The organism is Streptomyces sp. CNQ085, assembly GCF_022614595.1.
Classification (GTDB): domain Bacteria; phylum Actinomycetota; class Actinomycetes; order Streptomycetales; family Streptomycetaceae; genus Streptomyces.
Window position 1 is genome coordinate 1 of sequence record NZ_JAJFAU010000063.1, and the last position, 26,633, is coordinate 26,633.

Here is a 26,633-nt window from a genome sequence, read left to right on the forward strand (position 1 = left end):
CCTTCCACCCGCCGCGCATCCCGGTCGTCTCCAACCTGACCGGCACGATCGCCACCCCGGACGACCTCGGCGACCCAGCCTACTGGATCCGCCACGTCCGCGAGACCGTCCGTTTCGCCGACGGCATCCGCACCCTCACCGACCAGGGCGTCACCCGCTTCCTGGAACTCGGCCCGGACAGCGTGCTGTCCCTCCTGATCGAGCAGACCGCGCCGGAAGACACGGTCATCGTGCCGACGCTGCGCAAGAACCGCCCCGAAGAGACCGCCGCCCTCACCGCCCTCGCCCGCCTGTTCACCCACGGCGTGTCCGTCGACTGGCCGTCCCTGTTCACCGGCACCGGCGCCCGCCTCACCGACGCCCCCACCTACCCCTTCCAACGCCAGCACTACTGGCCAGAGTCCGGCGCGGTTGCCGCGCTCCCGGCTTCCGTCGGCAGTGCGGCCGACCCGGCCGAGGCCGAGTTCTGGGCCGCTGTCGACGACGCCGACGTGGCCGGTCTGGCCGTTCAGCTGCACGTGGACGTGGAGGCGTTGAACGATGTCGTGCCCGCGCTGTCGGCCTGGCGTGGCAGGCGGCGGATGCGGTCGGCCGTGGACGCGCTGCGGTTCAGGGAGACGTGGCAGGCGCTCGGGGACGCCGTGGCGGTCGGTGTGCATGACGGTGGGCCTTGGCTGGCCGTTGTACCGGAGGGGCACGGGGAGGACGCGTGGGTGCGGTCCGTCGTGGCCGCGCTCGGGGGACGGACCGCGCTCCTTGAGGTCGGGTCCGACGACGAACGGGACGGCCTCGCGGTACGCGTGCGGGAGTCCGTGGCCGGACTCGACGACGGTTCCGGTCTCGCAGGAGTGGTGTCGCTGCTCGCCGCCGCGGCCGGCGTACGGGACTCCGGGGTGCCCGTGTTCGTGACCGGCACGGCTACCCTTGTGCAGGCCCTTGAGGAGGCCGGGCTCGACGCCCGGGTGTGGGCGGTGACGTGCGGTGCGGTGAGCGTGCCGGCCGCGAACGACGCCGTGCGTGGACTGCCGGAGCCGGGGGCCGCCGCCGTGTGGGGGCTCGGCCGGGTCGTCGCGCTGGAGCATCCGGAGCGTTGGGGCGGGCTCGTCGATCTGCCCCAGGAGCCGAGCGAGCAGGCGCTGGGGCGGTTCCTGACCGTCCTCGCGCGCACCGACGGCGAGGACCAGGTCGCCGTACGGGAGTCGGGTACCTACGGGCGGCGTCTCGTTGCCGCGCCCGCCGATGAGCGGCCCGATGGTGCCGCCGACTGGCATCCGTCCGGCACCGTCCTCGTGACCGGTGGGACCGGCGCGCTCGGCGCCCATGTCGCGCGGTGGCTCGCCGTGAACGGTGCCGAGCGGCTGCTGCTGGTGAGCCGGCGTGGTGCGCAGGCGCCCGGCGCGGCGGCTCTGGAGGAAGAGCTGTCCGCGCTCGGCCTCCACGTCACCGTCGCCGCCTGCGATGTCGCCGACCGGGCGGCGCTCGCCGAACTGCTGGCCGCCATACCGGACGAGGCGCCGCTCACGGCCGTCGTGCACACAGCCGGTGTGCTGGACGACGGGGTGCTGCACAGTCTGACGCCGGACCGGTTCGACGCGGTGTTCCGGGCGAAGGTGGCCGCCGCGGAGGTTCTCGACGAGCTGACCCGGGACCGGGAACTGGACGCGTTCGTGCTGTTCTCGTCGCTCGCCGGGGCCGTCGGCAACCCGGGCCAGGCCAACTACGCCGCCGCGAACGCCGCGTTGGACGCCGTGGCCCGCCGACGAGTCGCGGCCGGGCTGCCCGCCACCTCCCTCGCGTGGGGCGTGTGGAGCGGGGCCGGCATGGCCGCCGAGGGGCGGCTTGGGCGGCATGCCTCCACCAGTGCGCTGGAACCGGCGCTCGCGCTCGCGGCCATGGCCGAGCTGATCGCGGAAGGCCGGTCCGACACCGTCGTCGCCGATCTCGCCGACGCCGAACTGATGGACGGCATGTTCGCGCTGCGGCACACCGCGTCCCTCACCTCGCTGCCCGGTGCCCGCCAGATCGCGGCCGCCGCCCAGCAGGCCCGGCAGGAACGTGCCGGTGCCGCGGCCGAGTTGCGTACGAGGCTGCTGGCGGCGCGTGAGGACGATCGGCTGCCGTTCGTGCTCGACGTGGTCCGTACGCATGCGGCGGCCGTCCTCGGGCATCCCGGGCCGGACGCCGTCAAGCCGGAACGGGCCTTCCAGGAGCACGGGTTCGACTCCCTGATGGCCGTCGAGCTGCGCAAGCGGCTCACCGTGGCCGTCGGTCTGGCGCTTCCGGCCACCATGGTGTTCGACCACCCGACGCCGCTCGCCCTGGCCCGGCATCTGCTGGGGGAGGTGCTCGCCGAGGGCGACGGGGCCGACCTTGTGGCCACCGCCACCGACGTGTCCGACGAGCCGATCGCGATCATCGGTATGAGCTGCCGTTTCCCCGGTGGTGTCGACTCGCCGGAGGCCTTCTGGGAGCTGATCGCCTCCGGTACGGACGCCATCGGGGAGTTCCCCGCCGATCGCGGGTGGGACGTGTCGGGGCTGTACGACCCGGACGCCGACCGCAGCGGGACGACGTACTCGGCGCAGGGTGGATTCCTGGACGGTGCGGGCGAGTTCGACCCCGGATTCTTCGGGATCTCGCCGCGTGAGGCGCTCGTGATGGATCCGCAGCAGCGGTTGCTGCTGGAGACCGCGTGGGAGGCCGTCGAGCGTGCCGGTATCGACCCGGCCACTCTGCGGGCCAGCCGCACCGGGGCGTTCATCGGCTCCAGCTACCAGGACTACGGGCGCGGCGCCGGAGAGGGCACCGAGGGTCACATGGTCACCGGGTCCAGCCCGAGTGTGCTCTCGGGGCGGCTGTCGTACGTCCTCGGGCTCGAAGGGCCCGCCGTCACCGTCGACACCGCCTGCTCCTCCTCGCTGGTCGCCCTGCATCTGGCCTGCCAGTCGCTGCGGGGCGGCGAGAGCACGCTCGCGCTGGCCGGTGGTGCGACGGTGATGACGACGCCGGACTCGTTCGTGGCATTCAGCAGGCAGCGTGCGCTCGCCGCCGACGGACGCTGCAAGGCGTTCGGTGACGGCGCCGACGGCATGACGCTCGGCGAGGGCGTCGGGCTGCTGCTCGTGGAGCGGCTCTCCGACGCCCGCCGCAACGGGCACCCGGTGCTCGCGGTGATCCGGGGCTCCGCCGTCAACCAGGACGGTGCCTCCAACGGCCTGACCGCGCCCAGCGGCCCCTCCCAGCAGCGTGTGATCCGGCAGGCCCTCGCCAACGCCCATGTCGCTGCGGACGACATCGACGCCGTGGAGGCGCACGGCACCGGCACCGCGCTCGGCGACCCCATCGAGGCGCAGGCGCTGGTCGCGACGTACGGCAGGGACCGGGACCCGCAGCGGCCGGTGTGGCTCGGCTCGGCGAAGTCCAACATCGGGCACGCCCAGTCCGCCGCCGGTGTCGCCGGTGTCATCAAGATGGTGCTGGCGCTGCGGCACGGCGTCCTGCCGCCCACCCTGCACGTGGACACGCCGTCCCGGCACATCGACTGGTCCTGCGGAGTGCTCCGGCTGCTCGACGAGGAGCGGCCGTGGCCCGCCACCGGGCGTCCGCGCCGGTGCGCCGTGTCCTCCTTCGGGATCAGCGGCACCAACGCGCACGCCGTACTGGAAGAGGCGCCGGCGGGGGAGCCGACGGCCGTCCACCTGGACACCGCGCCCCCGGTGACCGGCGCCCTGCCCTGGGTGCTGTCCGCCCGCGCCCGCGCCGCCCTGCGGGACCAGGCCACCGCCCTCGCCGCGCAGGCCACGGCAGACCCCGCCGACACCGGCTACGCCCTCGTCACCACCCGCTCCCTGTTCGACCACCGCGCGGTCGCACTCGGCGCCGACGCCGCCGGACTCGCCGCCGCGCTCGACGCGTTCGCCGGGCAGGAGCCCACCGCGCCCGTCGTGCACGGCGAGGCGGACATCGACGGCCGTACCGTGTTCGTCTTCCCCGGCCAGGGCACCCAGTGGGACGGCATGGGCGCACGGCTGCTGGACCTGTCGCCCGTGTTCGCCGAGCGCGTCGCCGCCTGCGCCCTCGCCCTCGACCCGTTCGTCGACTGGTCGCTGACCGCCGTACTGCGCCAGGAGCCCGGCGCGCCCGGACTCGACCGGGTGGATGTCGTCCAGCCCGTCACCTGGGCTGTGATGGTGTCCCTGGCCGCCGTGTGGGAGGCCTACGGCGTCCGCCCCGACGCCGTCGTCGGCCACTCGCAGGGCGAGATCGCCGCGGCCGTCGTCGCGGGCGCGCTGTCCCTTCAGGACGGCGCCCGTGTCGTGGCGCTGCGCAGCCAGGCCATCGGGCGCACCCTCGCCGGGCGCGGCGGCATGATGTCGGTGCCGCTCCCTGTCGCCGAGGCCACCGCCCGCCTGGAGCCGTGGGCCGACCGGCTGACCGTCGCCGCCGTCAACGGGCCCGGCGCGGTCGTGGTCTGCGGTGACCCCGAGGCGCTGGACGCCCTGCACGACACGCTCACCGCCGACGGCGTACGGGCCCGCAGGATCCCGGTGGACTACGCCTCGCACTCCGCGCACGTGAGCGACCTGCACGACGAACTCCTCGGTGTGCTCGCCCCCGTAAGCCCCCGCGAACCGCGCATCCCGATGCTGTCCACGGTGACCGGGGAGTGGCTCGGCGACCCGGCGTCGGACGGTGGCACGGACGCCGCGTACTGGTATCGCAACCTGCGGCAGACGGTCCGCTTCGGGCCCGCCGTGGAACGTCTCCTCGCCACCCGGCACCGGGCGTTCATCGAGATCAGCGCCCATCCGGTGCTCACCTTGGGCATCCAGGGCGCGGTCGAGGAAGCCGGCGTGGCAGCGTACGTCGGCGGCACGCTGCGGCGTGGCGAGGACGACGCGCGACGCGTCCTGGCCTCGCTCGCGGAGGCGTTCGTGCGCGGCGTGCACGTCGACTGGACCGCCGCATACGGCGGCGGCGCACGGCGCCGGGTGGACCTGCCCACCTACCGCTTCCAGCACCAGCGGCTCTGGGTGCCGCCCGTGACCCCCGGGGCGGGCCAGAGCGCGCCCGGTACCGAGAACGCCGCCTTCTGGAACGCCGTGGAGGAGTCCGACCTGCCGGCGCTGGCCCGCGACCTCGATGTCGCCGAGGACGCGCTGGCCGCCGTACTGCCCGGCCTCACCGCCTGGCGCAGGCGCCGCAGCGAGCAGTCCACGCTGGAGGACTGGCGGTACAAGGTGCGCTGGGTGCCGCTGTCCGTACCGAGCGGTACGGCCACCGGGCGGTGGCTCGTGGTCACCGCCGACGGCAACGACGGCATGGATGTCACCAAGGCGCTGGCCGCGCACGGAGCCGAACCCGTGCGGCTCGTGCTCGACGACACCCACCTCGACCGTGCGGCGGTCGCCGCGCTGCTGCGGGAGGCGGGCCTGGCGGCCGACGGCGACACGACCCCTGTCGCGGGCATCGTCTCGCTGCTGGCCGAGGCCGAGCAGGACTGCCCGGGCCACCCCGGCGCCGCCCTCGGCACCGCCCTCAACGTCGTCCTCGTCCAGGCCCTCGGCGACCTCGACGCGGACCGTCCGCTGTGGCTGCTGACCCGGGGCGCCGCCGCCACCGGGCGCGCCGACAAGGTCACCCGGCCGGTGCAGGCGCAGTCGGCGGGCATCGGCTGGACCGCGGCACTGGAGCACCCCCGCTTCTGGGGCGGCACCGTCGACCTGCCCGAGACCCTCGACGAGCGGGCCGCGCGCAGGCTCGCCGCCCTCCTCGCGGGCGGCGCGCACACCGCCGAGGACCAACTCGCGCTGCGCGCCTCCGGCGTGTCCGCCCGCCGCGTCGTCCGCGACCGCACCGGCGACCGGTTCGGCAGCGCCCCCGAGGGGCGCGGGGCTGAGACATATGCGGCTCCGCCGCGTGGGCGCGACCAGCCACGACGGCGCAGCAGCCGGACGACGGCACATCGCGGCTCCCCCAGCGGAGCGCGTGGCTGGACCCCGCGCGGCACCGTCCTCGTCACCGGCGGCACCGGGACCCTCGGCCCGCACGTGGCGCGCTGGCTGGCCGCCCAGGGCGCCGAGCGGATCGTGCTGGTCAGCAGGCGCGGCCCCGAGGCGCCCGGCGCGCCCGAACTCGTCGCCGAGCTGGCCGAGTCGGGCACCGAGGTCACCGTCGCCGCCTGTGACATCACCGACCGCGCCGCCCTCGCCGCACTCCTGGAGCGGCTGCGCGCCGACGGGCACACGCTGCGCACGGTGATCCACGCGGCTGCCGTCATCGAGCTGCACACCCTCGCCGACACCGACCTCGCCGCCGTCTCCCGCGTCCTGCACGCCAAGGTCGACGGCGCCCGCAACCTCGACGCGCTGCTCGCCGACGACGACCTCGACGCGTTCGTGCTGTTCTCCTCCGTCGCCGGACTGTGGGGCAGCGGCCAGCACGCCGCGTACGTCGCCGGCAACGCCCACTTGGGCGCGATCGCCGCCGAGCGCCGGGCCCGGGGCCTGAAGGCGACCTCTGTGCACTGGGGCATCTGGGCCAACGAACTCGGCGTCGGCCGGGTCGCCCCCGACCAGGTACGCCGCACCGGCCTGGTGTTCATGAACGCCGACCTCGCGCTCGCCGGGATGCGCCGCGCCCTGGACGACGACGAGGCCGTCCTCGCCGTCGCCGACGTCGACTGGGACCGCTACCACCCCGTCTTCACCTCCGTGCGCGAGACCCGGCTGTTCGACGAAGTACCCGAGACCAGGCCGGCCGTCGAGACCGCCGAGCGGCAACAGGCGTCTGTTGAGGGCGAGTTCGCTGCCCGGCTGGCCACGCTGCCGGCCGCCGAACGGGACCGGCTGCTGCTGGACACCGTGCGCGGACAGGCCGCCGCCGTCCTCGGCCTGGCCGGGGCCGACGACCTGTCCGAGCGGCGCGCCTTCCGCGACATCGGCTTCGACTCGATCACCGCCGTCGATCTGCGCAACCGGATCGCCTCGGCCACCGGGCTCACCCTGCCCGCCACCCTCGTCTTCGACCACCCGACGCCCGCGGCGCTCGCGACCTTCCTGCGCACCCTCCTCGACGACACCGGCACCACCACGGCCGGCCCCGCCGCGCCCGTCGCCGTCAGCGCCGACGAACCGATCGCCATCGTCGGCATGAGCTGCCGCTACCCCGGCGGCGTCGACTCGCCCGAGGCACTGTGGCACCTCGTCATGTCCGGCACCGACGCCATCAGCGGCTTCCCCGCCGACCGCGGCTGGCCCGTCGAGGAGCTCTACGACCCCGACCCGGACACCCCCGGCCGCACCTACGCCGTCCAGGGCGGATTCCTGCGCGACGCCGCCGACTTCGACCCGCTGTTCTTCGGCATCTCGCCCCGCGAGGCCCTCACCATGGACCCGCAGCAGCGACTGCTGCTCGAGACATCCTGGGAGGCGTTCGAGCGGGCCGGGATCGTGCCCGAGCGGATCCGCGGCAGCCGCACCGGAGCGTTCATCGGCGCCAGCTACCACGACTACCCGGCCGCCCACGGCGAGGGCGCCGACGGGCACGCCGTGACCGGCTCGCTCACCAGCGTCCTGTCCGGCCGCGTCGCCTACCTGCTCGGCCTTGAGGGCCCGGCCGTCACCCTCGACACCGCCTGCTCCTCCTCCCTGACCGCCCTGCACCTGGCCTGCCAGTCGCTCCGCAACGGCGAGAGCGACCTCGCCCTCGCGGGCGGTGTCAGCCTGATGGCCACCCCGAACACCTTCATCGGCTTCAGCAGCCAGCGCGCCCTCGCCCCCGACGGCCGCTGCAAGGCTTACGGCGACGGCGCCGACGGCATGGCCCTCGCCGAGGGCGTCGGCATGGTCCTCGTCGAACGGTTCTCCGACGCCGTACGCAACGGACACCCCGTGCTCGCCGTCGTCCGAGGCTCCGCCGTCAACCAGGACGGCGCCTCCAACGGCCTGACCGCTCCCAACGGCCCCGCCCAGCAGCGCGTCATCCGCGCCGCGCTCACCAGCGCTCGCCTTGAGCCCGGCGACGTGGACGCCGTCGAGGGCCACGGCACCGGCACTGCCCTCGGCGACCCGATCGAGGCACAGGCCCTGCTCGCCACCTACGGCCAGGACCGTGAACGGCCCCTGCTGCTGGGCTCGGTGAAGTCCACCATCGGACACAGCCAGGCCGCGTCCGGTATCGCCGGCGTCATCAAGATGGTCACGGCGCTGCGGCACGGTGTGCTGCCGCCGACGCTGCACGCCGATACGCCCTCCTCGCACGTCGACTGGTCGGCGGGTGAGGTGCGGCTGCTGACCGAGGCCACCGACTGGCCGGAGACGGGACGGCCGCGGCGCGCCGCGGTGTCCTCGTTCGGGATCAGCGGGACCAATGTGCACACCGTCCTGGAACAGGCCCCCGAGGCCCAAACCTCGGCCCGAGCCGAGGATCCGGCCCCCGTCGGCCCGCTGCCGGTGCTGGTCTCCGCGCGCGGCGACGACGCCCTGCGCGGCCAGGTCACCCGCCTGCTCGCCTTCGCCGAGGAGCGCCCCGGCCTCCAGGTCGACCGCCTCGCCGCCGCGCTCGCCCTGCACCGCTCGGCCTTCGAGCGCCGCGCCGCCGTCGTCGCGCACGACCGGGACGACCTGCTGCGCGGCCTGCGCGCCCTGCGCGACGGACAGCCCGACCCCGCCGTGGTCCGTCCGGCCACGCCCGGTGCCGGACGGGGACGCGTCGCGTTCCTCTTCACCGGGCAGGGCGGCCAGCGCCTCGGCATGGGCCGTGAACTCTACGACCGACACCCGGTGTTCGCCGACGCGCTCGACGCCGCCCTCGCCCACCTCGACACCGGACTCGACGTGCCGCTGAGGGACGTGATGTTCGCACCCGAGGGCAGCCCGGAGGCCGCGCTGCTGGACCACACCGGATACACGCAGCCCGCCCTGTTCGCCTTCGAGGTCGCCCTGTTCCGCCTCGCCGATTCCTGGGGCGTGACGCCCGACTACGTCGCCGGGCACTCCGTCGGCGAGATCACCGCCGCGCATGTGGCCGGGGTGCTCGACCTGGCGGGTGCCTGCGCCCTGGTGGCCGCCCGCGCCCGGCTCATGGCTCGGCTGCCCGAGGGCGGCGCGATGGTGTCTGTGACGGCGACCGAGGACGAGGTGACCCCGCTGCTCGACGAGCGGGTGGCCGTCGCCGCCGTCAACGGCCCCGCCTCGCTGGTCCTGTCCGGCGACGAGGACGCCGTCGAGACCGTCGCCGCCACGCTCGCCGCACGCGGCCACCGCACCCGGCGCCTGAGCGTCAGCCACGCCTTCCACTCGCCGCACATGGACGCCGTACTGGACGAGTTCGCCGAAGCCGCCGCCGGCATCCAGCTGGCACCTGCCGCGCTCCCGCTCGTCTCCACCCGCACCGGCGACGTCATCACCGACGACGAACTGGCCACCCCCGAGCACTGGGTGCGGCACCTGCGGGACACCGTGCGGTTCGCCGACACCGTCACGACCCTCACCGGCCGTGGTGTGCGGACGTTCCTCGAGATAGGCCCCGACGCCGTCCTCAGCGGCATGGCCCGCGCAATCCTCGACGACGACCCCGCCACGGGCGAGTCCGCGGCCGTCGTACCGCTGCTGCGCCGCGACCGCGCCGAGGCCGCGCAGCTCACCACCGCCGTCGCGGGCGCCCATGTGCACGGCGTGACCGTGGACTGGGCGGCCTTCCTCGCCGCAGCCGGCGTCCCCGACCACCACCTCGACCTGCCCACCTACGCCTTCCAGCGGCAGCGCTACTGGCCCGAACCCGGCACCGCCGCACCGGCGTCCGCCGCCGATCCGGCCGACGCCGCGTTCTGGTCCGCCGTCGAACGCGAGGACACCACCGCCCTCGCCGCACAGCTCGGCCTCGACGCGGACACCGCCGGTTCGCTCGCGCCCGCCCTCGCCGCCTGGCGCCGACGCCGCCACGGCCGCGCCCGCCTCGACGCCCTGCGCCACCACGTCGTCTGGCGGCCCGCCCAGCCCGCCCCGGCCACTCTCGCCGGGACCTGGCTGGCGCTGCTGCCCAAGGACGCGGACGACGCCTGGGTCGAAGACACCCTCGCCGCCCTCGGTACGGCCGTCGTACGCCTCACCGTCTCCGGTGACCGTGCGCGGGTCGCGGCCCGACTCCGCGCTCTCGACGGGCCGTTCAACGGCGTACTGTCCCTGCTCGCCCTCGCGGGTGAGGACTCCGCCGCCCTCACCGCCACCGCCTGCCAGGCGCTCGGTGACGCCCGGCTCGACGCGCCCCTGTGGTGCGTGACCCGCGGTGCCGTCTCCGTTCTCGGCGCGGGTGAGCCCGCGCGCGACCCCGCCCAGGCCGGGGTGTGGGGACTGTGCCGGGTCGTCGCCCTCGAACACCCCGGGCGGCTGGGTGGACTGGTCGACCTTCCCGACCAGGTCGACGCCGCCACTGCGCGCCGGCTGCGGGCCGTTCTCGCGGGCGGCGACACCGAGAACGCCGTACGCGACTCCGGCGTGTACGCCCGCAGACTCGTCCAGGCTGCACGCCGCGAGAGCCCGGCGACCCCGGGCCACGGGCTCGCCGACCCGAACGGCACCGTCCTCATCACGGGCGGCACCGGAGCCCTCGGCGCCCACGCCGCCCGCCGTCTCGCCCGCGACGGCGCAGGACACCTGCTGCTGCTGAGCCGCCGTGGCCCCGACGCCCCCGGCGCCACCGAGCTGCGCGACGAACTGACCGCGCTCGGCGCCCGGGTCACCCTGGCCGCCTGCGACGCGGCAGACCGCGACGCCCTCGCCGCCGTCCTCGCCGACCTGCCCGCCGACGCGCCCCTGACCGCCGTACTGCACACGGCCGGCGTCGTCGACGACCGTGTCCTCGACGCCCTCACACCGGACGACTTCACGACCGTACTGCGCGCCAAGGTCACCGCCGCGGAGAACCTCGACGCGCTCACCCGCGAGCTGCCTCTGACCGCGTTCGTGCTGTACTCTTCCACGGCCGGTGTCCTCGGCGCCGCCGGACAGGGCAACTACGCCGCCGCCAACGCCCGGCTCGACGCGCTCGCCGCCCGCCGCCGCGCCGACGGTCTGCCGGCCACCTCGATCGCGTGGGGCCCCTGGGCCGGATCGGGCATGGCAACCGGCGAGGACATCGACCGCCGGCTGCGCCGTGCCGGACTCACCCCCCTCGATCCCGAACTCGGCGTCGACGCCCTGCTGGACGCGGTCGCCCACGGCGAGACGGCGGTCACGGTCGCCGACGTCGACTGGACGCGCCTCGCCGCCCTCCAGCCCGCCTTGGCCCCGCTGCTCACGGAACTCGCCGGGACCGTACCGGCGGACGAGGGGCCGGCCGAGGACGACCTGCGGTCCCGACTGGCCGCGCTGCCGCCCGCCGAACGCCGCCGAACCCTGCTCGACCTGCTGCGCACCCGCATCGCCGCCGTACTCGGCCACGCCGACCCGCGGACCGTCGAGGCCGACTGGACCTTCCGCGACCTCGGCTTCGACTCGCTGACCACCCTCGAACTGCGCAACGGCATCGCCGCCGCCACGGGCCTCACGCTGCCCGCCTCCCTGGTCTACGACCACCCGACCCCGCAGCACCTGGCCGACTTCCTGCTCACCGAACTCCTCGGCGAAACCCGGGAGTTCACGCCCGAGGCCGTGGAGTCGCAGGCCCGTGCGGTCACCGACGACCCGATCGCCGTCGTCGGCATCGGCTGCCGCTTCCCCGGCGGTGTCACCGGCCCCGAGGGCCTGTGGCGGCTGCTCGCCGACGGCCGCGACGCCATCGGCGCGTTCCCCGACGACCGCGGCTGGGACCTCGCCGCGCTCGCCGACGGTCGCTCCGCCACCCGCGAGGGCGGATTCCTCGACGGCGTCGCCGACTTCGACGCCGACTTCTTCGGTATCTCCCCGCGAGAGGCCCTCGCCATGGACCCGCAGCAGCGGCTCCTGCTCGAAACCGCCTGGGAGGCCCTGGAGCGCGCGGGAATCGACCCGACCGGGCTGCGCGCCACGCCCACCGGCGTGTTCGTCGGCACCAACGGCCAGGACTACGCCACCGTGCTGCGGCGCGGCACCGCCGACGTCCAGGGGTACGCCGCCACCGGCAACACGGCCAGCGTCCTCTCCGGCCGCCTGGCCTACGTCCTCGGCCTGGAAGGCCCGGCCGTCACCGTCGACACCGCCTGCTCCGCCTCGCTCGTCGCCCTGCACTGGGCCGTGCGGGCGCTGCGCGACGGCGACTGCGGACTGGCCCTGGCCGGCGGTGTGTCGGTGATGTCGGCGCCGGACGCCTTCGTCGAGTTCAGCGCCCAGGGCGGACTCGCCGCCGACGGCCGCTGCAAGGCGTTCTCCGCCGCCGCGGACGGCACCTCCTGGTCCGAGGGCGTCGGCGTCCTCGTCCTCGAACGGCTCTCCGACGCCCGCCGCAACGGACACCGGGTGCTCGGCCTGATCCGCGGCTCCGCCGTCAACCAGGACGGCGCCTCCAACGGCCTCACCGCACCCAACGGCCCCTCCCAGCAGCGCGTCATCCGCCACGCCCTCGCCGACGCGGGGTTGCGTCCCGCCGACGTCCAGGCCGTCGAGGCGCACGGCACCGGCACGGCCCTCGGCGACCCGATCGAGGCCGAAGCGCTGCTCGCCGCGTACGGGCGGGACCGCGAACAGCCCCTGCTGCTGGGCACGGTGAAGTCCAACCTCGGCCACACCCAGGCCGCCGCCGGTGTCGCCGGCGTCATCAAGGTGCTTCTCGCGATGCGCCACGGCGTCCTGCCCCGCACCCTGCACGCCGAGGAACCCTCCCCGCAGATCGGCTGGACGCCGGGCGGCCTCGCCATGCTCACCGAGGCGACCGACTGGCCCGACGTGCACGGCCCGCGCCGGGCCGGTGTCTCCGCGTTCGGTATGAGCGGCACCAATGCGCACGTCATCGTGGAACAGGCGCCCGGGGAACCGGCCGCGACGCAGCCGACGAGCACCGGGACCGATGCCGCCTGGCCGTGGGTCCTCTCCGCCCGCACCGCCGCCGCCCTCGACGCCCAGCTCGACAGGCTGCGGACCGCCGCCCCGAACGGGACCACCGCAGACGTGGCCCTCACCCTGGCCACCGCCCGCGCCGCCCTCCCGCACCGCGCCGTCCTGCTCGCCGGACCCGACGGCATCACCGAGGTCGCGCGCGGCCGGGCCCGGGGCGGCCGTGGCCCGCTCGCCGTGCTGTTCTCCGGACAGGGCAGCCAGCGCCTGGGCATGGGCCGCGACCTGTACGACCGCTTCCCGGTGTTCGCCGAGGCGCTCGACGCCGTGCTGACCCGGCTCGACCTGGAACTCGGCCGCCCGCTGCGCCCGCTGATGTGGGGCGACGACGCGGCGGCCCTCGATCGTACCGGCACGGCGCAGCCCGCGCTGTTCGCCGTCGAGGTCGCGCTGTTCCGGCTGCTGGAGTCCTGGGGCGTCAGCCCCGAGTACGTCGCGGGCCACTCCGTCGGCGAGATCACGGCCGCCCACGTCGCGGGCGTCCTGACGCTCGACGACGCCTGCGCCCTGGTCGCGGCCCGGGCCCGGCTGATGGACGCCCTGCCGCCCGGCGGCGCCATGGCCGCCGTACGCGCGCGCGAGGAGGAGGTACGGCCGCTGCTGGGTGACACCGTCGCGGTCGCCGCCGTCAACGCGCCCGACGCGGTGGTGCTGTCCGGCGAGGAGGACCCGCTGAACGCGGTTCTCGAGCGGCTCGACGCCGCGCGGGTCACCCGGCTGCGGGTCAGCCACGCCTTCCACTCGCCCCGCATGGAGCCGATGCTGGACGACTTCCGGGCAGTGCTCGACCGTCTCGCCTTCCGTCCGCCGACGCTCACCGTGGTCTCCAACCTCACCGGGCGCCCGGCCACGGACGGGGAACTGGGCACCCCCGACTACTGGGTGCGGCACGTCCGGGAGGCCGTCCGGTTCGCCGACTGCGTCGCCGCGCTGCGGGACGCCGGCGTCGGCGCGGTCGTCGAGGCCGGCCCCGACGCCGTGCTCTGCGGCGTCGTACGTTCCCAACTCGACGACACCGTCCCCGTGGTGCCGCTGCTGCGCCGGGACGGCGACGAGGAGACCGCCGCGCTGACCGCCCTCGCCCGGCTGCACGCCGACGGCGTTCCGGTGGACTGGGCGGGCTTCTTCGCCGGCAGCGGCACCCGGCTCGTGGATCTGCCCACCTACGCCTTCCAGCACCGCCGTTACTGGCCGGAGACCGCCCCTGTGGCCTCGGCCGACCCCGTGGAGGCGGAGTTCTGGCAGGCCGTCGAGGCGTCCGACCCTTCGGCGCTCGCCGCCACCCTCGGCACTGACCTCGGCTCCGAGACTGCGGCCGCGCTGGCGACTTGGCGACGTCGGCGCCGCGCCCGGGCAGCCGCCGACAAGCTGCTCTACCGCGCCGAGTGGGTGCCGGTACCGCTGCCCGGGGCGTCCGGGTCGGGGCGCTGGCTGCTGCTGGCCGGGGCCGGGGACGAGGAGTGGGCCGACGCGGCTGTCGCGGCAACGGGTGCCGAGCGCCTTGTGCAGATCGACCCGGAGACCATGGCCGACGACACCGTCGAACCGGCCGGTGTGCTGGCCCTGCCCGGTGCGGTGCGTGCCCACGGCCCCGACGGGCTGCTGGGCCGGCTGGAGCGGGCCGGCGTCACGGCACCGCTGTGGTGCGTGACCCACCGGGGCGTGAAGGCCGACGCCGCCGACCCCGCGCCGGACGCCGCGTCCGCAGCGGCCTGGGGCGCCGGACGGGTCACCGCCTCGGAGGCACCCGAGCGTTGGGGCGGACTGCTGGACCTGGACACCGCTCCCGACGAGCGGCTCGGTGCCCTGCTCACCCTCGCCGACCGGGCATCCGCCGAACGCGAACTGGCCCTGCGAGCCGACGGCCTGCGCGCGCGCCGTATCGTCCGTGCCCGCCCCGGCACCGACACCGCCGACTGGGCGCCGCGCGGCACCGTGCTCGTCGTCGGCACCGGCCCGATGGGCCTGGCCGTCGCACGCCGGGCCGCCCTCGGCGGCGCGGACCACGTCCTGCTCGTCGGCCGCACGACGGCTCCGGACATCGCCGAGCGCGTCCTCGTCGGCACCACGGGTGCGGCGCGGCTCGGTGATGCCGGGCACGCCGTGGACCGTGTGGTCGCCGGCACCTCACACGCGGCCCGACTCACCGTCCGCACCTGCGACATCGCCGACCGCGCCGCCCTGGCCGCACTCCTCGACAGCCCGGACGCCGCCGCGCTCACCGCCGTAGTCCATGCCGAGGAGCCCGCTGAGACCGCCCCCGAGGCAGCCGACGACGTGCTCGCAGGAGTGCTCGCCCTCGACGAGCTCCTCGGCGACCGGGACCTGGACGCCTTCGTGCTGTTCGGCTCCGTCGCCGCCACCTGGGGCGCGCGCGGCCGGGCCGCCGAGGCCGCCGCAGGTGCCGCCCTGGAGGCAGTGGCCGAGCGTGGCCGGGAGCGCGGCCGGGCCACCCTGGCCATCGCCTGGAACGCCTGGGCCGGCTCCGTCGAACCGTCCCTCGCCGGGCACCTGCGGCTCAGCGGGATTCCCGCCCTCGACCCGGACACCGCGCTCGCCGCCCTCGACCGGGCCGTCGGGCTCGGCCTGCCCGCCGTCACCGCCGCCGATGTCGACTGGACGACTTTCGCCCCCGCGCACACCGCGAGCGGCGCCTCCACCGCCCTGTTTGCCGCGCTGCCCGAGGCCCGCGACGCCCTGGCCGCCGCCACCGAGACGGCACCGGGCGACGACCTGGCGGCGCTCCTGCGGGATGAACTCCTCACCCTGCCGCCGGCCGAACGCGCCGGCACCCTCCTCGACCTCGTCCGGGAGAAGAGCGCCCTCGTCCTCGGACACGGCCAGGGCAAGGCCGCAGCCGACGCCATCGAAGCCGACCGGCCCTTCCGCGACCTCGGCTTCGACTCGCTGGCCGCCGTCGACCTGCGCGACCAGATGGCCCGCGCCACCGGCCTGACCGTGCCCGCCACCGCCGTGTTCGACCACCCCACCCCGGACGAACTCGCCCACCACCTGCTCACCGAACTCCTCGGCACCACCGGGCAGTCCGAGTGGAAGGAAACCGTCGCACGCCCCGTCGCACCCACCGCCGCGACCGACGACCCGATCGTCATCGTCGGCATGAGCTGCCGCTACCCCGGCGGCGTACGGTCCCCGGAGGACCTGTGGGAGCTGGTGGTCGCGGGTGTCGACGCCACCGGTGACATGCCGCTCGATCGCGGCTGGGACTTCGACCGGCTGCTGTCCGGCGGACCCGGCGGCAGCATCACCCGGCGCGGCGGATTCCTCGCCGACGGGGCCGACTTCGACCCCGGCTTCTTCGGTATCTCGCCCAACGAGGCGCTCGTGATGGACCCGCAGCAGCGGCTCGTCCTGGAGGCGGCCTGGGAGGCGCTGGAGCGGGCGGGCATCGACCCGACGGGGCTGCGCGGCAGCGACGCGGGCGTCTTCGTCGGCGGTACCAGTGGCGACTACCGGCTCCCGGACGACCTCGGCCGCTGGGAGACCGCACAGTCCGGCAGCCTGCTCTCCGGCCGCGTCGCCTACAGCCTGGGCCTGCAAGGTCCCACGGTCTCCGTCGACACCGCCTGTTCCTCCTCCCTCGTGGCCCTGCACCTCGCCGTACAGGCGCTGCGCGCGGGGGAGTGCACCGTGGCCCTGGCCGGCGGCGTGACCGTGATGTCGACCCCGGTCGGCTTCGTCGAGTTCACCGCGCAGGGCGCGCTGTCCGCCGACGGCCGGTGCAAGGCCTTCTCCGCCGACGCGGACGGCACCGGCTGGGCCGAGGGCGTCGGCATGCTCGTCGTGGAACGGCTGTCGGACGCCGAGCGGCTGGGGCACCCGGTGCTCGCCGTCGTGCGCGGCACGGCCATCAACCAGGACGGCGCCTCCAACGGGCTCACCGCCCCCAACGGCCCCGCTCAGCAACGCGTCGTCCGCCGCGCCCTGGCGGGCGCCGGACTCACCCCGGCCGACGTCGACGCCGTCGAGGCGCACGGTACCGGCACCAGCCTCGGCGACCCGATCGAGGCACAGGCCCTGCTCGCCACCTACGGCCAGGACCGTGAACGGCCCCTGCTGCTGGGCTCGGTGAAGTCCAACATCGGGCACACCCAGGCTGCCTCGGGTGTCGCCGGCGTGATCAAGATGGTGCGGGCGATGCACAGCGGCCTGCTGCCGCGCACCCTGCACGCCGACGTCCCCTCCCCGCACGTCGACTGGGCCTCCGGCGCCGTACGGCTGCTGACCGAGGCCACCGCCTGGCCGGACACCGGCCGGCCGCGCCGCGCGGGCGTGTCCTCCTTCGGCGCGAGCGGCACCAACGCCCACGTCGTCCTGGAACAGGCACCCCCGGTGCCGGCCACGCCACCCACACCGCAGGCACGCCACCCGCTGCCCGTCGTGCTCTCCGCCCGCACCCCCGCCGCCCTGCGCGACCAGGCCCACCGTCTGCTCGACCGGATCGCCGCCGAACCGCGCCCCGCCGTCGCCGACCTGGCGTACGCGCTGGCCACCGGACGCGCCCTGTTCGAGCACCGGGCCGCCCTCACCGTCACCGGCCACGACGACCTCACGACGGGCCTCGCCGCCCTCGCCGACCCGTCCGGCACCGCCGACGCTCCCGGCGTCCTGCGCGCCGACGCACCCCGCCCCGGCCGGGTCGCCTTCCTCTTCCCCGGCCAGGGCAGCCAGCGCCTCGGCATGGGCCGGGAGTTGTACGACACCCACCCGGCCTTCCGGGCCGCGCTCGACGAGGTGCTCGGCCACTTCGACCCGGCCGTGCGGGAGGTGATGTGGGGCGACGACGCGGCGGCGCTCGACCGCACCGGTACGGCGCAGCCCGCGCTGTTCGCCGTCGAGGTCGCGCTGTTCCGGCTGCTGGAGCACTGGGATGTCACCCCGGACTACGTCGTCGGCCACTCCGTCGGCGAGATCGCCGCCGCCCATGTCGCGGGCGCCCTCACGCTCGCCGACGCCTGCCGGCTCGTCACCGCACGGGCCCGCCTCATGGACGGGCTGCCCGGGGGCGGCGCCATGAGCGCGGTGCAGGCCACCGAGGACGAGGTCCGCCCGCTGCTCAGCGACCGGGTGTCACTGGCCGCCGCCAACGGCCCCGACACGGTGGTCGTCTCCGGCGACGAGGACGAAGTGCTGCGCATCGCCGGGCACTTCGAGGGCCTGGGCCGCCGCACCGGCCGCCTGAGCGTCAGCCACGCCTTCCACTCCCCGCACATGGAGCCGATGCTGGACGCCTTCCGCGCCGAACTCACCGGCCTGACCAGCACGGCACCCGCTCTTCCCGTCGTCTCCAACCTGACCGGACGACTCGCCGACGCCGACTTCGGCTCGCCCGAGTACTGGGTACGGCATGTGCGCCAGGCGGTTCGGTTCGCCGACGGGGTACAGCTCTTGACGGAACGTCAGGTATCCGTGCTCGTGGAGGTCGGCCCGGGCGGTGTGCTGCTCGGCATGGCCGCCGCCGGTCAGGCCGCGTCCGCCCTCGCCGTGCCGCTGCTGCGGCGCGACCACGGCGAGGCGGAGTCGGTCACCACCGCCCTGGCCCGGCTGCGGCTCGCCGGTCTCACCGTGGACTGGGACGCGTACTTCGCGGGCACCGGGGCGCGGCGCGTCGATCTGCCGACGTACCCGTTCCAGCACGAGCGGTTCTGGCCCGAGCACACCGCCCGACGGGCCGCACAGGACGGGGACGGCGACTTCTGGACGGCCGTCGAGAAGGAGGACTTCGCCGAACTCGGCACCCGCCTCGACGTGGACGACGACGCCCTGGCCAAGGTGCTGCCCGCACTGCTCGACTGGCGGCGCGGCCGCGACACCGAGACCCGCATGGACGGCTGGCGGCACCGTGTGGTCTGGCAGCCGCTGTCCGGCCTCCCCGCCCGCCGCGTCACCGGCAGCTGGCTTGCGGTACTGCCCGCGTCCGGAGCCGACGACGGGTGGACGGACGCGGTCCTCGACGGGCTCGGTACGAGCGTCGTGCGGATGCGCACCAAGACCACGGACCGGGCCGAACTGGCCGCCCTTGTACGGACGTACGGCAGCGAAGTCGCCGGAGTGCTCTCCCTCCTGACATTCGACGACCGCCCAGGCGACGACGAGGCGCCCGCCGGAACCGTCGGCACCGCCGCCCTCGTCCAAGCGCTCGGCGACGCGGGCCTGACCGTGCCCCTGTGGTGCCTCACGCGCGGCGCGGTGTCGGTCGGGGCGGCGGACGCGGCCCCCACCCCCGAGCAGGCCGCCGTCTGGGGCCTGGGCCGGGTCGCCGCGCTGGAGTACCCGGACCGCTGGGGCGGCCTCGTCGACCTCCCGGCAGCCGTGCCCGACGCCCGCGATCTCGGCGCCCTCGCCGCCGTCCTCGCCGGGCAGGACGGCGAGGACCAGGTCGCCGTCCGGGGTGGCACCGTCTTCGCGGGCCGTATCGTCCCCGCACCCGGCGACGGCCGTGACGAGGACGCCGCCTGGCAGCCCTCCGGCACCACGCTGATCACCGGCGGTACCGGAGCGCTCGCCGCCCATGTCGCCCGGCGACTCGCCAGGGCCGGTGCCCCGCACCTAGTACTCGCCGGACGCCGTGGACCGGACGCGCCGGGAGCCGCCGCGCTGCGCGAGGAGCTGACCGGCCTCGGCACCAGGGTCACGCTCACCGCGTGCGACGTCGCCGACCGCGAGCAGCTCGGCGGACTTCTCGCCGCGATCCCGGACGACCTGCCGCTGACCGCCGTGGTGCACACCGCCGGCGTGGTCGACGACGGCGTGCTGGACCGGCTCACCCCCGAGCGGTTCGGCACGGTCTTCCGCGCCAAGGCGGCCTCCGCCCTGCTCCTCGACGAACTCACCCGGAACAGCGACCTGGAGGTGTTCGCCCTGTTCTCCTCCGCGACCGCCCTCGTCGGCAACCCCGGCCAGGCCAACTACGCCGCCGCGAACGCCGTCCTGGACGCCCTCGCCGAACGACGCCGGGCCGAGGGGCTGCCCGCCACGTCCATCGCCTGGGGCGTGTGGGGAGGCGGCGGCATGGCCGGCGGCGCCGCCGCCGAGGAGGCCATGCGGCGCGTCGGTATCGAGCCCATGGACCCCGAACTCGCCGCCGAGATGCTGTGCCGACTCGTCGCCGAATCCCACCCGACCGCCCTCGTCGCCGGTCTGGCCACGGACGTCTTCGCCGGACCCGCCGCCGGACGTCCCCGCGCCCTGCTGCGCGGCCTGCCCGGCCACGACCGCCCGCAGGACGCCACCTCCGATCCGGCCTCCGAACCGGCCGGCGCCCTGCGCGACCGGCTCGCCAAGCTGCCCCCCGCCCGCCGTACCGAGGCCGTCCTGGACCTGGTGCTGGCGCGCGCCGCAGCCGTACTCGGCCACCGCGACCCAGCCGCCATCGGCGCCGAACGCCTCTTCCGCGACCTCGGCGTCGACTCCCTCGGCGCGGTCGAACTGCGCAACCAGCTCACCGCCGCCATCGGCCTGCCCCTCGCCGCCACCCTCGTCTTCGACCACTCCACCCCGCTGGCGCTGGCCCAGCACCTCACCGAACGCCTCTCACCACAGACGTCCGACGCCCCCGACGAGACCCCCGAGGACGCCCGGATCCGCTCCGCGCTCGCCCGACTGCCCCTGGACCGGCTGCGCGAGACCGGCCTGCTCGACGAACTCCTCGCCCTGTCCACCGGCGACGACGCCCCCGCGCCCTCGACGGACCCCGGTGCTGATATCGACACCATGGCGCTCGACGACCTCGTTCGCGCCGCACTCGAGGGCCCCGGCCCCGACGACCCCACCGATCCCCACGACTCGTACGACCCCGCGGACGAGTCCGCCGAGTGACGGAGCCAGCCATGACCACGACGCCCAGCGAGCAGGTCGTCCACGCCCTGCGGGCCGCCATGAAGGACGTCGACCGCCTGCGAAAGAAGAACCGGCAACTGGTCGCCGCCGCATCGGAGCCGATCGCCGTCATCGGCATCGGCTGCCGCTACCCGGGTGGCGTGCGCTCCGCGGAGGACCTGTGGCGGCTCGTCGCCGACGGCACCGACGCGGTGTCCGCGCTGCCCGCCGACCGGGGCTGGGACCTCACCGCGCTGCGCACCGCCGGAGTCGACGAGCACGGCCACGAACTCAGCACCCGCGGCGGCTTCCTCGACGGCGTCGCCGACTTCGACGCCGCGTTCTTCGGCATCTCCCCGCGCGAGGCGCAGCGCATGGACCCCCAGCAGCGCCTGCTGCTGGAGATCTCCTGGGAGGCGTTCGAACGCGCCGGCCTCGACGCCACGCTGCTGCGCGGCAGCCGCACCGGTGTCTTCATGGGCACCAACGGCCAGGACTACGCCCATCTCGTGCTGCGTTCCCTGTCCGACGCCGACGGCGAGATCGGCAGCGGCATCGGGGCGGGCGCCCTGTCCGGACGGCTTTCCTACACGCTGGGCCTGGAAGGGCCGGCGCTCACCGTCGACACGGCCTGCTCCTCGTCCCTGGTCGCCCTGCACCTGGCCTGCCAGTCGTTGCGCAACGGCGAGAGCACCCTCGCCCTGGCCGGCGGCGTCAACGTGATGGCGACGCCGGGACCGCTCGTCGAGTTCAGCCGGCAGGGCGGGCTGGCCCGGGACGGCCGCTGCAAGGCCTTCGGTGACGGCGCCGACGGCACCGGGTGGGCCGAGGGCGCCGGAGTGCTGCTGCTGGAGCGGCTCTCCGACGCCGAACGGGGCGGGCACGAGATCCTCGCCGTCGTGCGCGGCTCCGCCGTCAACCAGGACGGCGCCTCCAACGGCTTCACCGCGCCCAACGGCCCGTCCCAGCAGCGCGTCATCCGCGCCGCCCTCGCCGCCGCCCGCCTCACCCCCGCCGACATCGACATCGTCGAGGCACACGGCACCGGCACCCCGCTCGGCGACCCCATCGAGGCACAGAGCCTCCTCGCCACGTACGGCCAGGACCGCCAACGGCCCCTGCTGCTCGGCTCGGTGAAGTCCAACTTCGGCCACGCCCAGGCCGCCTCCGGCGTCGCCGGCGTCATCAAGACGGTCATGGCGATCCGGCACGGCATCGCCCCGCGCACCCTGCACGCCGACACCCCCACCCGCCTCGTCGACTGGACGTCCGGCGCCGTCGAGGTCCTCGGCACCGAGCGGCCCTGGCCCGATACCGGGCGCCCGCGCCGCGCCGGCGTCTCCTCCTTCGGCGTGACCGGCACCAACACCCACGTCATCCTCGAACAGGCCCCGCCCGCACCCGAATCCGAGCCGGCATCGCCCGGCCGCACCCCGGGCGCCCTGCCCTGGCTGCTGTCCGCCGCCGGCCCGGCCGCCCTGCGCGACCAGGCCGAGCGCCTGCGCGCCCACCTGGCCGGCGCCGGCGACCTGCGCCCCCTCGACGTCGCCTACTCCCTCGCCGTCACCCGCGCCGCACGCGACCACCGCACCGCCGTCGTCGCCGACGCGCACGACAGCGCCCCCTTCACCGCCGACCCCACCGGACCCGGCACCATCAGCGGCCACGTCACCGGCCGGCCCAAGCTCGCCCTGCTGTTCTCCGGGCAGGGCAGCCAGCGGCCCGGCATGGGCCGCGAACTGCACGCGGCTTTCCCGGTCTTCGCCGCCGCGCTGGACGAGACGCTGGCATGCTTCGAGCCCGGGCTGCGCGACGTGATGTGGGGCACGGACGACGCGCCGCTGAACCGTACGGACCACACCCAGGCCGCGCTGTTCGCCGTAGAGGTCGCGCTGTACCGGCTGCTGGAGTCCTGGGGCGTGCGCGCCGAGTTCGTCGCCGGGCATTCGGTCGGCGAGATCGCCGCAGCCCATGTCGCGGGCGTGCTGTCCCTGGCGGACGCCTGCGCGCTGGTCGCGGCACGCGGCCGGCTGATGGCGGCCCTCCCGCCGGGTGGCGTGATGGTCGCCGTCGAGGCGAACGAGGACGAGGTACGACCGCTGCTGACGCCCGGCGTGGCGGTGGCCGCGGTCAACGGGCCGCGTGCCCTGGTGCTCTCGGGCGCCGAGGAGGAGGTGGAACGCCTGCTCGGGGCGCTGGGGGAGCGGCGGTACACCCGGCTCGCGGTGAGCCACGCCTTCCACTCGCCGCTGATGGACCCGATGCTGGACGACTTCCGCCAGGTCGCGGCAGCGCTGACCTGGAACGCCCCGCAGCTCGCGGTGGTGTCGGGGCTGACCGGCCGCATCGCCGAGCCGGAGGAGCTGTGCTCGCCGGAGTACTGGGTACGGCACGTCCGCGAGACCGTGCGCTTCGCCGACGGCGTGAGCGCCCTCGCGGATGCCGGAGCCACCGCCTTCCTGGAGGTCGGCCCGGACGCCGTCCTGTCCGCCGCCGCTCGCGCCTGCCTGCCCGAACGGGCCGTGGTGCAGCCGCTGTTGCGCCGGGACCGGGCTGAGGAGACGGCGCTCGTCACCGGCCTCGCGGGGCTTCACGTGCACGGCGTGAGCGTCGACTGGGCAGGGTTCTTCGCCGGTACGGGCGCCCGCCGCGTGGACCTGCCGACGTATGCCTTTCAGCGTGAGCGCTACTGGCCGGCCGGCGGCGCCCGGGCCCTGGAGGTGTCCGGCGCGGGCCTCGAAGCGGTCGGGCATCCGCTGCTCGGTGCCGCGATGGTGGTGGCGGGCTCCGACGACCTCGTCCTCACCGGCGTGCTCTCCACCGCCGTACAGCCGTGGCTCGCCGACCACCGCGTCGGCGGCATGGTGTTCTTCCCCGGCACCGGCTTCCTGGAACTGGCCATCCGCGCCGGGGACCAGGTGGGCTGCGCCCGGGTCGCCGAACTGACTCTCGCGGTGCCGCTGGTGCTGCCCGAGGAGGGCGCCGTACAGGTACAGATGAAGGTCGGCGGACCCGACGCGGACGGACGCCGCGAGCTGTGGTTCCACGCCCGCCCCGCCGACCGGCCCGAGGCACCGTGGACCCTGCACGCCACCGGACGGCTCGCCCCCGACGCCACCGAGCCCGCCCCGTTCGACGCCGCCGAGTGGCCGCCGCGCGACGCACAGCCCGTCGACATCACCGACCGCTACGACCGCTACGCCGCCTCCGGCCTGGTCTACGGCCCCGCCTTCCGCGGGCTGCGCGCCCTGTGGCGGCGCGGCGAGGACCTGTTCGCGGAGATCGCCCTCGACGCCTCGGTCCGCGACACGGGCGAGTACGGCGTCCACCCCGGCCTGCTGGACTCCGTCCTGCACGCGGCGGCCCTGGACCAGGACGCCGAACGCCTGCTGCCGTTCGAGTGGCGGGACGTGACCCTGCACGCCTCGGGGGCGGGGCTGCTGCGGGCGCGGCTGCTGCGTACGGGAGCGGACACCGTGGTGGTCGACGCCGCCGACGCGCAGGGGGCGCCCGTCGTGTCGGTCGCCGGGCTCACCCTGCGGGCCGCGCCGGACGCTTCCGCTCCTGCCCTGCCGGACCCGGCCGGTTCGCTGTTCCGCCTGGAGTGGCGGACCCGGGAGATTCCGGCTGCCGCACAGGGCGGCTGGGCCCTGGTCGGCGAGGACCCGTTCGGGCTCGCCGACCATGTGGACGGTGCCGCGCACGTCCCCACGCTGCGAGCGCTGCCGGGCGAGCGTGCCCCACGTCATGTGGTCGTGCCCGTGGCCGGACGCGGTGCCGGCCCCGCCACCCACCAAGTGCTCGACGTACTGCATGAGTTCCTCGCCGACGACCGCTTCCGCCGCTCCCGCCTGCTGCTGGTGACGCGTGGCGCCGTCGCCGCGACCGACGCCGAGGACGTGACCGACCTGGGCGCTGCCGCCGCATGGGGGCTCGTGCGCTCCGCGCAGGCCGAGAACCCCGGCCGTCTGCTGCTGGTGGACACCGACGCCGCCTCCGCCGCCCTGCTGCCGACCCTGCCTGCCCTGTTCGACGACGACGAGCCACAGGCCGTCCTGCGCGACGGTGAGCTGCGCGTCGGACGGCTGGCGCGCGGCGTCGGCACCGCGCTCGTGCCGCCCGCCGGCGGACCGTGGCGGCTGGACGTGACCGACCGCGGCAGCCTGGACGGGCTCACGCTGACGCCCTGTGAGCAGCCGGAGTTGACGGGACGGCAGGTACGAGTGGCGGTGCGGGCCGCCGGCATCAACTTCCGGGACGTGCTCAGCGCGCTCGGCATGTACCCCGGTGAGGCCGGGCTGCTGGGCTCCGAGGCCGCCGGCGTGGTCGTCGAGGCGGGGCCCGAGGCCGAGCTGTGGCGGCCGGGCGACCGCGTCATGGGCATGGTCACCGGGGGCTTCGCGCCGAACATCGCGGTGGACGAACGGCAGTTGACCGCCGTGCCCGCCGACTGGTCCTGGGAGACGGCTGGCTGCGTGCCGCTCGTGTTCCTCACCGCCTATCGGGCCCTCGTCGACCTTGCCGGACTCAGGCCCGGCGAGAAGGTCCTGGTGCACGCGGGCGCCGGCGGCGTCGGTATGGCGGCGATCCAGCTCGCCCGGTACCTCGGCGCGGAGGTGTTCGCCACCGCCAGTGAGCTGAAGTGGCCCGTGCTCCGCGAACTCGGCCTGCCGGACGACCACATCGCCTCCTCGCGCGACACCGGATTCGCCGACCGGTTCGCGGCGGTGGCCGGGGAGGGCCTCGACATCGTCCTCAACGCGCTGTCCGGCGAGTTCGTCGACGCCTCGCTGCGGCTGCTCGCTCCCGGAGGCCGGTTCCTGGAGATGGGCAAGACCGATCTGCGCGACGCGGACACCATCCCCGACGGCATCCGCTACGAGCCGTTCGACCTTGGCTGGGTGGATCCCGACGGCATCCAGCGGATGCTGACGGCGCTCACCGGCCTGTTCGCCGACGGCGCGCTGCGGCCCCTGCCGGTGCGCAGCTGGGACGTGCGGCGGGCCGCCGAGGCGTTCCGCTTCATGAGCCTCGCCCGGCACACCGGCAAACTCGCGCTCACGCTTCCGCCCGCTCCGGACCCCGACGGCACGGTCCTGATCACGGGCGGCACCGGAGGCCTCGGCAGCCTCCTCGCCCGCCACCTCGTCACCCGCCACGGCGTACGCCACCTGCTGCTCGCCGGCCGCCGCGGACCCGACGCGCCCGGCGCCCGCGAACTGCGCCAGGAACTCACGGAGCACGGAGCCCAGGTGGAGGTCGTGGCATGCGACCTCACCGCGCCCGGCGCCGTACGCGCCCTGCTCGACGCCGTTCCCGACGAGCACCCGCTGACGGCCGTCGTCCACACGGCGGGCGTCCTGAACGACGGCGTGCTGGCCGCCCTCACCCCGGACCGGCTCGACACCGTGCTGCGCCCCAAGGCCGACGTGGCCTGGCAGCTGCACGAGCAGACCCGCGACCTGGACCTGGCCGCGTTCGTGCTCTACTCCTCCACCGCCGGCCTGATGGGCAGCCCCGGCCAGGCCAACTACGCCGCCGCCAACGCCTTCCTCGACGCGCTCGCCGAGCACCGCAGGGCTCAAGGGCTGCCCGCGCTGTCGCTGCGCTGGCCCGGCTGGGCGCAGGACGGCGGCGGCATGACCGCCGACCTGACCGAGCGCGACCTGCGGCGCACCTCGGCCCTCGGGCTGCCGCCGCTGACCGCCGAGCAGGGCCTTGCCCTGTTCGACGCCGCGCTGGCCACCGACGCGGCCGCCCTCGCGC

2 protein-coding genes are annotated in these 26,633 nt (G+C 75.5%); both read left to right on the top strand.

Going from position 1 to position 26,633, the window contains the following annotated elements; translation table 11 throughout:
• The first annotated feature begins 182 nt into the window (after positions 1 to 182).
• The gene (locus tag LJ221_RS13010; RefSeq protein WP_308314775.1) at positions 183 to 20,867 is read left to right on the top strand and encodes a type I polyketide synthase; all 20,685 of its coding nucleotides are present in this window, start codon (positions 183 to 185) and stop codon (positions 20,865 to 20,867) included.
• Between the two features lie 11 nt (positions 20,868 to 20,878).
• On the top strand, positions 20,879 to 26,633 hold a 5,755-nt coding region (locus LJ221_RS13015), incomplete at its 3' end, for a type I polyketide synthase (RefSeq protein ID WP_241716535.1).